Below are 10,699 nucleotides of genomic sequence, written 5' to 3' on the forward strand. Positions count from 1 at the left end.
ATTCCGAACAGAGAAGTTAAGCCCAACCACGTCGATGGTACTGCGTAAAAGTGGGAGAGTAGATAGCCGCCGTTTTAGAAGCGAAAGCGAAGTGAAGAGGAGTTAGTTCATTTGAACTGACTCCTTTTTCTGTTTTTAGGGAAAAGCTCTTATATCTTATCCCGATAGCGTACGGCTGTTCCGGCTGCCGTGACCATAAGCATACTGCCTGTATCGCCTACTGTTTCATAATCCAGATCGACCGCTATCACTGCATTGGCTCCCATCTGGGCGGCTTGCTGGCTCATTTCGGCCAATGCGCTGTCTTTGGCCTTGCGCAATACGCCTTCATAGGAACTGGCGCGGCCGCCTACTATATCACGAATGCTGGCAAAGAGGTCTTTGAACAGGTTGGCTCCGATAATCGTTTCACCAGAGACGATTCCGAAGTACTGGGTTATTTCTTTTCCTTCGAGGTTGTTTGTTGTCGTTATTAACATGGCTTTGTTTTTATGATATATGGCAACAAATATATTTATTCTGTGGTATATTGCGTTATCTTGCTATATAAAAAAGACGAAACGATTCCCTTTTGCATAAGAGAACCGTTTCGTCTTTAAAGCGATGCCTGTCCGTTTATCAAGCGATGCCTGCCGGTTTGAAAGCCGGTAGGCATCGCTTTTTTTAGTTGTGCGTGTCGCTCATTATAAATTCCAGTTTACCGCCTTTGACGATGTCGCTGTGGTTGATAAACGGAGTATCGAGTACCTGGCCGTTCAGCTTAACCTCTTTTACATACTTGTTGGCAGCGCTGTTATTCTTTACCAGAATCTCGAATATGCCGCCTTTCACGTGGATCAGCGCTTTGTCGACCATTGGCCGTCCCAATGTATAGACCGGAATGCCCGGGGCAACCTGATAGAGTCCTAATGCACTCAGCACATACCAGGCGGACATTTGTCCGCAATCCTCGTTTCCGATGATACCGTCCGGCTCGTTGGTGTAGAAGTTTTGCATGATTTGATCCAACCGTTCCTGTCCTTTCCAGGGTGCATCCGTCCAGTTATACAGGTAGGCCATGTGGTGGCTCGGTTCGTTACCGTGGGCGTATTGGCCGATCAATCCGGTGATATCGCCGGATGCTTCTTCTCCGTCAACCTGGGAGGAAGTCGTGAACAAGGTGTCCAGACGCGTTTCCAGCTCTTTCTTGCCTCCGATCGTAGCGATAAAGTTGTCCATGTCATGCGGGGCGAAGAAACTCCATTGGAAGGCGTTTCCTTCGGTGTAATCACTCTTCATGTGTGATGAATAGCGGGGATTAAACGGGGTACGGAAGGAACCGTCGGCCATCACACCGCGCATCATCTTGGTTTCCGGGTCCAGATAGCGTTTGTAGTATTCTGCTTTTGCAGCATATTCTTTGGCCAGTTCCATATTGCCGGCTTTAGCGGCGATCTGGGAGATGCACCAGTCGTAGTAAGCCATTTCGAGCCCCCAGGAAACCGATTCAGGGACGGAGTCTGCCGGGACGAAACCATATTTTTCTTTAAAATAGGGATGACGGGTAATCAGATCCAGTTCGCGTGTCCCTTTGAATTTCTCCGCCAGATCATCCCGGTAGACCGAAGAACGTGCACCGGCTTCCGCCCAGAGGTTCAAGTCACCTTCCGCCAGGTCTTTGGTCACCAGGTCCGCCAATACGGATACGGCCGGATAGCCGACCATACAGCCTGTGTAGCTCGAAGCCAACGGCCACTTCGGAAGGATGCCACCCTCTTTATATCCCTGTACCAGCACTTTCCCCCAATCGGCCGCCCGATCCGGCTGGATGATGGTCATCAGCGGATGGAGTGCGCGGAAGGTGTCCCAGAGCGAGAATACGGAATAGTTCACATACCCCGGCTCTGCCCGGTGGACTTTCTTGTCCATTCCTAAGTAACGTCCGTCTACGTCTTGGTAAGCATATGGAGCGATCATCGTGTGATAGAGCGCTGTGTAGAAGTTCACCATTACTTTCGGGTCGGAGCTTTCAATCTGGATATCGTTTAAAGCTTTGTTCCAGATGCCTGCCGATTCCTGGCGTGTGGCCTCGAAATCCCAGCCCGGGAGTTCGGCCAGCATATTCTTTTCCGCACCATCCGTATCGACGGGGGAAATCGCCACTTTTACATAAAGCGGTTTACTGCTTTCGGCAAACTTATAGTGGAACTTCAGGTCGTCTGTTGTATGAAGGCGGAGGAAGAGAGAATCTTTCCGCAACTCCCCGCCGATATATTGGTAAAGCGTCTCGATCGGTTCGGAGAATGTGATCCGGTAAGATACGGAATGGAAATGCGCCCATCCTTGTGTCTTGACAGTTCCTTCTACCGTCGAATCATTTACAAAGAGATATTCGTTGCCCACCAGTTTATGTCCCCAGTTCGGCTGCAAGACGTGTCCGAGGTCGAGCATCACACGGCGATCCTTCGGATTATCGTACGTATATTTATGGAAGCCCACGCGGTCCGTACTGGTCAGTTCCACGTTGATCCCGAAGTTATCGAGACGGACGGCGTAATAGCCCGGCGTCGCCTTTTCTGTTTCTTTTTTAAATGTCGCAACCGGTTTGATCGAATCGCCGCCGGAGAAAGGAAGAATCGCCACATCTCCTAAGTCGCCGATTCCTGTGCCTGACAGGTGCGTATGGCTGAACGCGTATATCTGGTTATCATCGTAATGATATCCGCTGCTGGCATCCCAGCCCATGATATGCGTATCCGGACTGACCTGCACAAGTGCAAACGGACGGGTCGCACCGGGAAAAGTATGCCCGTGAAATCCGGTTCCGATAAATGGGTTTACATACTGAATTTCATCACGTAGCTGTTCCTGGCCGGACGGCTGGCTGCAAGCTGCCAGAAAACCAAGCACAGCAGCCTGAAGGAATAGGACTGTCTTCTTCATGTTATATTATTTGTGTTTTATCTCCTAAAAGGATAAATTATTATTTTCAACCATACAAAGGTAATGAAAAAGAACAATATACGGGAATTTCTTATTTTTCTTCCGAAAAAAAGTCACCGGAAATTGCAACCTTACCCGCCCCTCACTCGTCTATAATAACAGAGATGAGAACAGACGAATTTATAAAACGGATATTGCCTTTGAAGGATAATCTGTACCGGGTCGCTTTCCGGATTACGGGAGACCGGAATGTATCGGAACAGATTGTACAGGAAACAATGTTGAAGGTATGGAACCAGCGGGGGACGTGGATGGTGATTGAAGACTTGCCTGCCTACTGCCTGATGGTGACGCGTAATATGGCTTTGCAACGTACCTGTCTTTATTCCGGCAAGCGGGAACAGTTTGCCGTCAGGTAATTTTAGCGAGAGGGAATGATGGATTATAACCGGATACATATACTGCTCGATAAGTACTGGAGATGTATCACCACCATAGAAGAGGAACGCGAATTACGCAACTTCTTTTCCGGCAAGGTCATCCCTCCGGAATTCCGTCCTTACCAGGTATGGTTTCAAACTCCCGAAGCTGAAGAGCTGCCTCCGTTGGGCAGTGAGTTCGACCATAAAATCATCGAACGTATCGCCTGCGCCCGCAGGAAAAAATACCGGCGCCTGATTCTTTCGGCCTTGGCTGCTACTATTATCTTCTGCATTATTCTATTTATTCTTTTGCTGACTACTTCTTTTATTTCCGATAATGTTTATCTTTGAAGCACTAAGTTTAATTTAATTTTAGTTACTATGAAGGCTAATATGAAAAAAGCGTTTGCGGCACTTCTCTGTATGATGATGTGCCTGTCTCTTTATGCGCAGGATAAATCAGGCTCGGTAGTCGGGAAGTGGAGTTACTCTGCTCCTGATGCTCCTTATGGCTACCAGGAAGGAACATGCCAGTTTAAGGAAAATGGCGGTAAGCTGTCTGCTGTCTTTACAATCAGTGGTTCTGAAATGACTGTCGGTGAGATCAAGAAGGAGAACGAAACGTATAAATGTGAATTCTATGTAGACGGAACAGACGTTTATTTGACTTTCAGACAAGTTGATAAGAATAAGCTGTCTGGAAATGCGGATGCCGGAGGAATGGAAATCCCTGTAGTATTCACCAAAACAGCTAACGCTGATTCTGCAAAATAGGCCATTCTGATATATGTTTACAGTCATTGGTATTATGTTCGCGGGTATTGCCGCAGGCTACCTTTTGCGCAAAATCGAACTTTTGCAAAAGATAGGCAAGCCGATCTCCTATACGATTTTTCTGCTTCTTTTCCTGCTCGGCATATCGGTCGGAGCGAATAAAGAGATCGTGGATAACCTGGCTACGCTGGGAGGACAGGCCTTTTTGCTTGCCTTGGCGGGCACGGCGGGAAGCGTATTGGCAGCTTGGGGCGTGTATAATCTGTTTTTTAAAGAAAGGAGTCGCGGATGAAGGGCAGCTTGATTGTTGTCGGGTTCTTTGTACTCGGTTGCCTGTTGGGATGGAGCGGCCTGCTGCCGGATGTGCTGGTCAAGGGCGATCTTACGGTATATGTGTTATATCTATTGATGTTCCAGGTCGGGCTGAGTATCGGAAGTGACAAGAAATTAAAGGAAATACTCGGCAGTATCCGTCCGAAGTTGCTTTTAGTTCCTTTGTCTACGATTGTCGGGACATTAGTCTTTTCCGCTTTGATCAGCTTGTTGCTTTCAAAATGGAGTGTGTTCGATTGCCTGGCGGTGGGAAGCGGTTTTGCCTACTACTCGCTTTCGTCCATCCTGATTACGCAGTTGAAAGAGCCCTCTTTAGGTGTCCAGTTGGCTACCGAATTGGGGACTATCGCGTTGATGGCAAATATCATGCGTGAGATCATGGCTTTGCTTGGCGCTCCTCTTTTTGTGAAATATTTCGGACGGTTGGCGCCTATCTGTGCCGGAGGTGCCACGACGATGGATACGACTTTGCCGATTATTACCCGCTATTCAGGGAAAGATCTCGTCTTCGTCTCTATCTTTCACGGGATAATTGTTGATTTTACTGTCCCGTTCTTTGTGTCGTTTTTCTGTTCGATGTAAATGCTCTTTAATTACGTTGTATCCCTGTTTTGTGGATGAAAAAGAGTATATTTGCTGCAGGTCTTATTTGATATGAATAAAGTCGGTATCCTGTTTCTCCTGTTTCTTTGTTACTTTTTCCTGCCGGTGAAAGGACAGGCTATCGACTTGTCACTTTTCCTCGATACCGTACAGATTCGGCATTATGCCCCTATGCGTTCGATGACACGGATCAAGGTGGCCCCCTCCGACAGTATCTATGTTGAAAAATACGGTGAGATGCGCTATTACAACTCCGACACACTTTTTCACTACCTGGCAACCCGTGGTTATCACACCGTTGAAGACGAGCTTTATTACTATTATTATGATATAGTATCTTACATGAGTGATGTCAGGGCCGCAGCCGAGATCAGGAAAGTCCGGCAAATGGCCCTCCGTTACAACAACCCGGAGATAACCTATGCTGCCGAATTCCTCCCCCTTCTGGTCAACCTCTCCAGGACCGACAGTACCCGCTTCGATGCCGCTATGGACGATTTGTACAGGCTGGCCCGGAAAGTAGCGGCCGAAGGTAACACCAGAGAGGAAATCTTCCTTCTCCGCCTGATCTTTAACGAGTCTTACCTCAGCGGCCATTATGCCAGGGCTTTCCGTTTCGCCCGGCTGACAGTTGCCCGGCTCGACCAACTGACCGACGAAGAGTTCTTCGACCGGAAAGCCACCTATTTCATGATAGGAAATGCCTACCACGCATTCCGGGATTATGATCGCTCCATTCCCTACCTGAAAAAATCCCTGCGTGACGACGGGTCCCGCCATATGGCGGACCGTGCCAACTTGAGGGCGCGACATAGCCTGGCTGAATATTATGCCTCCATTGGTGATCTCGAACAGTCGGACTACTATTTCCTCTCCATGTGGAACAGTCCTGACCAGGTAAAGATGCGTCCGGTGTATGATATGATTGCCCTTACAGGTCTGGCCGGCAACGAGATGAAGCGGGGACGGTTTGATGTACCGTTACGTATATTCAAACTTTGTTTACCTGCTTTAAAGGAGGAGAAAGCTTCGTCGCTGTCTACTGCCGTCGAGTTGAAAATGGCCGAATGCTACTTGGAGAAAGACGACCCGGGGGCAGCATATGCCATACTCGACAGTGTCCACATGAATCCGGATTCGGTCGATGAGAATAGCTGTTACTATTATTCTCTTCTGAACCGCTACTATGCACACCGGGGCGACGCCCTCAAAGCTCGTTGTTACCTCGATTCTATGATGACGGCTTTCCACCGGTACGAAGATAAATACAATACCCTGATTATCCTTCGTGCCGAGCAGGAGCTCTTTGAATCGGAGAACGCCCGGAAGGAGCTGCAAGTCAAGTCCTTCCGGCATGTGTCGGTTGTCATGGGAGTGACGGCGGGAATCATCTTGATTGCTCTGATTATTATATCTATCCTTTACCGCAAGAAACATCAGGCCTATCGTAAACTGGCCTCCCGCAGCCGCGAGTGGGCAGAGAGTACTTCGCGTGTTGCGCCTGTCGTGCCGGCAGATAACATAGATGTATCACTGATGGAAAGCATAAACCGACTGTTTGAGGATGAGCAAATCTATCTGAATGCAGATCTCAACCTTGAGACTCTTTCGAAACTCCTGGGCGTCCACCGCAACCTGATCTCGAAAGCCATCAATACTGTTTACGGCAAACCTTTCTCCTCTTTTATCAACGAATGTCGTGTTCGCCAGGCTATCCTTCTGCTTTCCGATCCGGCAAACGACTCCCGTTCGCTCGAAGCAATCGCTTTCGATGCCGGATTTTCCACCCGACAAACTTTCTACCGTGTCTTTAAGGCGCAAACCGGTATCAATCCCGCTACATATCGCAAAAACAGGGAGGCGCAGATAGAGCCATAGCTCTCCCGAATAACATCCCGACACCGGTGAAATGTCCTTCTCTTGCCCGGAAATTTGTCTCATTTTGCAATTTGTGACAGATTCTTCCTCCTTCTTTTATAGATTGCTGCTGAAAATAGATGTGAGTATGTCCGTACTCTGGCCTGTCCCTTTGCGGCTCTGTGGTAAGCATTGGAGCAGGAAACTAAATAAACGATTATCAATGAAAATGACAAATATTATGAAAGTAAACATTTCCACTTATCCGACAGCCTTGCGCCTTCTGGCTACCCTGTTCTTTTTCTTATTATTTACCCTTCCGGCAGCAGGGGAGGAGGGTGATGGTTCGAAGAGCACGATAGAGAATGAAGACGGTGGTGACGGCACAAAAGGTAACCCCATCCTGATAGCCACCGCCAAGGAACTGGCGTATTTCGCACAGCAGGTGAATGACGGGGGGAAGAAACTGTCGTATGGAACGGATGGGGAGATAGATGAAAGCAGAGAACAGAATTATAAAGGTGGCTTTTCCGGCTACTACTTCGCCCTCTCCCGCAACATCGACCTGGCCGGGATAGAGTGGACGCCGATAGGGACGTATATGCACGATTTCCGCGGCCATTTCGATGGCCAAGGCCATGTCGTGAAGGGGTTGAAGGTGGATATGAGTAATGGAAGCGGTCATATATACGCCGGATTATTCGGCTGCATATATGACGGCACGATCCAAAACCTGGGTGTCGAACTGTCGGATGATGGGATAAAGGCGGGTTCAACCGGCGGGGTTGTCTATGCCGGAGGAATAGTCGGAAAGATAACCGGATCTGGCGGAGCCGCCACCATCCGTAACTGCTACGTGACGGGGAGCGGGGGAGTGACGATTACGGAATATAGTAGGGGTGGTTCTGCTTGTGCCGGAGGAATAGCCGGATACGTGAATAAAGCAGGTAGTGTCGGCACTCAAAGCGTAACCCTCACCCATTGTTACGCAACGGTCGATGTTACAGGATTAATATACACCGGCGGTATTGTCGGAGAGCTTGAAGACGGAACCCTCTCCTTCACCTACGCCACAGGAAAGGTGACGGGAAGCCCTGGATGTACTGGCGGCATTTGCGGGTATAGCTTCGGGGGATCACTCACCAACAACCTGGCATTGAATAAAGAGATAAGCGGCAGCGATAGCTATAGCGGCAGGGTGCTCGGGCAGAATTCTTCTTCTTCTACAACCCTCGGCTCCAACTATGCCAACCCCGATATGCTCGTTAACGGCCAGCTCGCCGCCGGTACAGACGCCGGTTCAAACTCCGGCGCCAACACCTATTCCGACAAATTCAAGGACGATCTGATCGAAACAACGCCCGGTAACGAAACCGCCTGGAAAGACGCCTGGGAATGGACAGACGGGCAGCTTCCGCAGTTGAAGATGATAACGGGCGAAGACGACAAAGGCAAACCCACCGGCTACAGCAATAATGCGTTCGGCAGCCAACCCTCAATAAGCGTCGGCGACTATCTGACGCACGCTCCCTGGGCTGACTGTGCTGCAACCTCTATCGCAAATTCCGGCACCGGCACAAAAGACGACCCCATCCTGATAGCTTCCGGCGCCGAGCTGGCGTATCTGGCGCAGCAGGTGAATAATAATAAGAATTTGAAGGTTGGCGGTGATAACGGTACCGATATTGACAACACAAACGGCTTCTCCGACAAGTACTTCGCCCTCTCTGACAACATCGACCTGGCGGGGGGAGAGTGGACGCCAATAGGGACATATGGCAAAAATGGGCTCAACCACGAGTTCTGTGGCCATTTCGACGGCAAAGGCCATACGGTAAGTGGCTTGAAGATGGATCTTCACGTCGAAAGTGGCGATGACAGTTGGACTTTAGCCGGATTATTCGGCTATGTAAAGGACGGCACTCTCCAAAACCTGGGTGTCGAACTGGCAGACGCCGGGATAGTGGTGTCGGCGAAGAAAGGGTATGTCTATGCCGGAGGGATAGCCGGAAAGATAACTGCCTTTAGTAGTGGAAAACCCGTCATTCTCCGCAACTGTTATGTAACAGGAAAAGGCGGCGTGAGGATAACCGGGGCGGGAGAAAGTGCTTATGCCGGGGGAATAACAGGCCATACCCTTGAGAGATACGGTATAGTTCGGATTACCCACTGTTACACCCTGGTCGATGTGGAAGCGACAGGCACTAGAGATTCTTATGCCGGTGGTATTGCGGGATATGCAAATGGGGAACTCTCCTACACCTATGCCACAGGAAAGGTCGAGGTAAAGGGGGGAACTGGCCGTACCGCCGGCGGTATTTGCGGCTCTCCCCCGGATAATCTATCGAACAACCTGGCTTTGAATGGAGAGATAATAGGAAGTGGTTATTTTATTCATCGAGTGAGGGGTGAGGGGAGAGACTCTGGCTCCAACTATGCCTCTACCCAAACAAAGGTAAACGGCTCTCCCGTCCACAGTAACAACCCGTCATCCTGGGACGGTGCCAACACCTGGCTCGACACCTTCGAGAACGATTTGAAAGGAGTATCGGACGAAGCCAAAGCCGCTTGGAATGCTGCCTGGACATGGCCAGACGGGAAGCTTCCGCAGTTGAAGATGGTAACGGACGAAGACACCGACGGCAACCCCACCTATGGCGACTGGACACCCGGCATCCAGCCGTTGATAGACGCTGCCGGTCTACTACCCGCCCGCCCGAAGCTTTATATCGTGCAGCCTGCTAAAGGGGGCAAACTGCAGGTGTTTGACGAAGCCACTGGATTAGACATATTAGATGGCTACGCTGTTACCCCCGGCATTACCCTGTCGCTGAAGCCTTCCGCCGCCAACAATTACCGTTTCGACGGCATCTACTCCGGCACTACCGCTGATGATGTCACCACCCCGGTATCCGGCACGACCATCCCGATGCCCGCCGCCGACCTCTGGCTGAGTGCCCACTTCACCTACGTGGCGCCGCCACCACCTCCTACGGTCTACCACACCGTCACCCTTCCCGCCGTAGAGGGAGCCGTGACTAACCCCAGACCGGGTTCTTACACGATCGAAGCCGGGAGAACCTTCCGCTTCTATCTCACGCTCGACACTGCCTACTCGGAGTCGCAACCTGTTGTCACTACCGACCGTGGCGAGACGCTCACTGCCCGCAGCAGCGACGGCGCCTACCTGCTGAAGAACGTCCTCGGCGACGTCGAGATCTACATCGACGGCCTCTACCCCAACTTGCCGGTAGCCAACGAGTCGATCACCGACCCGCATGCCGCCGATCGTTCCGCTCTTCCGCGGATTTGGACGGAACCGTCTGCACTTTGTATCCTGCTCCCAGACGGTTTCTTAGCTGGAGTCAATGCCTCCGCCATCCCCATCCGCATCCTCTCGCTCGACGGCCGTTTGGTAGACATCTTCAAGGCAGCCCCGGGGCTGAATCGTCGGCAACTGCCGACGGGAGTCTATATCGTATGGATCGGCGATATCGTCCGTAAGGTAGTGGTGCGAAACTAAGAAAAAGTGAACCGCCTTGTTCCCGCGCTCCGACGCGGGATCGCAAAACAGCCTGCCGCATCTTGAATCATTTACCTGCTTAGGATAAAAACTGTTCCTTTGCGATCCCGCGTCGGAGCGCGGGAACGGGATAGCTCAAATCTGGCAAAAAGAGAATCAATAACGGATAAACATCGGTTCTCTATTGTATGTTTGACTTGTACGGAAAAAAGTTTACACAATTAGAAAATAAAAATGTGTAAAGAAAAGCGACACAATCGAAAAT

9 protein-coding genes are annotated in these 10,699 nt (G+C 50.3%); 7 read left to right on the plus strand and 2 right to left on the minus strand.

Annotation, left to right across the window (positions count from 1 at the left end; translation table 11 throughout):
- Window positions 1-149: 149 nt before the first annotated feature.
- Together DWU89_RS19695 and DWU89_RS19700 are read right to left on the minus strand one after the other, a co-directional pair.
- Window positions 150-479, minus strand: coding sequence for a heavy metal-binding domain-containing protein (locus DWU89_RS19695; RefSeq protein ID WP_115501338.1), 330 nt, complete (start codon window positions 477-479; stop codon window positions 150-152).
- Between the two features lie 184 nt (window positions 480-663).
- Complete coding sequence (locus DWU89_RS19700) at window positions 664-2,922, minus strand: GH92 family glycosyl hydrolase (RefSeq protein WP_115501339.1); 2,259 nt, start codon at window positions 2,920-2,922, stop codon at window positions 664-666.
- A gap of 164 nt (window positions 2,923-3,086) precedes the next feature.
- Between DWU89_RS19700 and DWU89_RS19705 the strand changes: the two genes are divergently transcribed.
- The 7 genes from DWU89_RS19705 (at window position 3,087) to DWU89_RS19735 (ending at window position 10,434) form a co-directional block, all read left to right on the plus strand.
- The gene (locus tag DWU89_RS19705; RefSeq protein ID WP_115501340.1) at window positions 3,087-3,341 is read left to right on the plus strand and encodes a sigma factor; all 255 of its coding nucleotides are present in this window, start codon (window positions 3,087-3,089) and stop codon (window positions 3,339-3,341) included.
- 15 nt (window positions 3,342-3,356) lie between these two features.
- A complete protein-coding gene (locus DWU89_RS19710; RefSeq protein WP_233547694.1) occupies window positions 3,357-3,695 on the plus strand; it encodes a hypothetical protein in 339 nt (112 codons plus the stop codon).
- A gap of 42 nt (window positions 3,696-3,737) precedes the next feature.
- Window positions 3,738-4,118, plus strand: coding sequence for a hypothetical protein (locus tag DWU89_RS19715; RefSeq protein ID WP_233551949.1), 381 nt, complete (start codon window positions 3,738-3,740; stop codon window positions 4,116-4,118).
- 13 nt (window positions 4,119-4,131) lie between these two features.
- Window positions 4,132-4,410 carry a LysO family transporter gene (locus DWU89_RS19720; protein WP_115501343.1) on the plus strand — a complete coding sequence of 93 codons (279 nt, stop codon included), beginning with the start codon at window positions 4,132-4,134 and terminating at the stop codon, window positions 4,408-4,410.
- A complete protein-coding gene (locus DWU89_RS19725; protein WP_115501344.1) occupies window positions 4,407-5,033 on the plus strand; it encodes a lysine exporter LysO family protein in 627 nt (208 codons plus the stop codon). Before DWU89_RS19720 ends, DWU89_RS19725 begins: the two co-directional genes overlap by 4 nt.
- A 72-nt stretch (window positions 5,034-5,105) precedes the next feature.
- Window positions 5,106-6,932 carry a helix-turn-helix domain-containing protein gene (locus tag DWU89_RS19730; protein ID WP_147292158.1) on the plus strand — a complete coding sequence of 609 codons (1,827 nt, stop codon included), beginning with the start codon at window positions 5,106-5,108 and terminating at the stop codon, window positions 6,930-6,932.
- Between the two features lie 220 nt (window positions 6,933-7,152).
- The gene (locus DWU89_RS19735; RefSeq protein WP_147292159.1) at window positions 7,153-10,434 is read left to right on the plus strand and encodes a hypothetical protein; all 3,282 of its coding nucleotides are present in this window, start codon (window positions 7,153-7,155) and stop codon (window positions 10,432-10,434) included.
- Window positions 10,435-10,699: the final 265 nt, after the last annotated feature.

Source organism: Parabacteroides acidifaciens (assembly GCF_003363715.1).
GTDB classification, from domain to species: Bacteria; Bacteroidota; Bacteroidia; order Bacteroidales; family Tannerellaceae; genus Parabacteroides; species Parabacteroides acidifaciens.

Excerpts from the sequence above, each read along its gene's own strand:
- DWU89_RS19720 (WP_115501343.1), top strand. The coding sequence starts at position 4,132 with ATGTTTACAGTCATTGGTATTATGTTCGCGGGTATTGCCGCAGGCTAC.
- DWU89_RS19700 (WP_115501339.1), bottom strand. The coding sequence starts at position 2,922 with ATGAAGAAGACAGTCCTATTCCTTCAGGCTGCTGTGCTTGGTTTTCTG.
- DWU89_RS19735 (WP_147292159.1), top strand. The coding sequence starts at position 7,153 with ATGAAAGTAAACATTTCCACTTATCCGACAGCCTTGCGCCTTCTGGCT.
- DWU89_RS19705 (WP_115501340.1), top strand. The coding sequence starts at position 3,087 with ATGAGAACAGACGAATTTATAAAACGGATATTGCCTTTGAAGGATAAT.
- DWU89_RS19710 (WP_233547694.1), top strand. The coding sequence starts at position 3,357 with ATGATGGATTATAACCGGATACATATACTGCTCGATAAGTACTGGAGA.
- DWU89_RS19715 (WP_233551949.1), top strand. The coding sequence starts at position 3,738 with ATGAAAAAAGCGTTTGCGGCACTTCTCTGTATGATGATGTGCCTGTCT.
- DWU89_RS19725 (WP_115501344.1), top strand. The coding sequence starts at position 4,407 with ATGAAGGGCAGCTTGATTGTTGTCGGGTTCTTTGTACTCGGTTGCCTG.
- DWU89_RS19695 (WP_115501338.1), bottom strand. The coding sequence starts at position 479 with ATGTTAATAACGACAACAAACAACCTCGAAGGAAAAGAAATAACCCAG.
- DWU89_RS19730 (WP_147292158.1), top strand. The coding sequence starts at position 5,106 with ATGAATAAAGTCGGTATCCTGTTTCTCCTGTTTCTTTGTTACTTTTTC.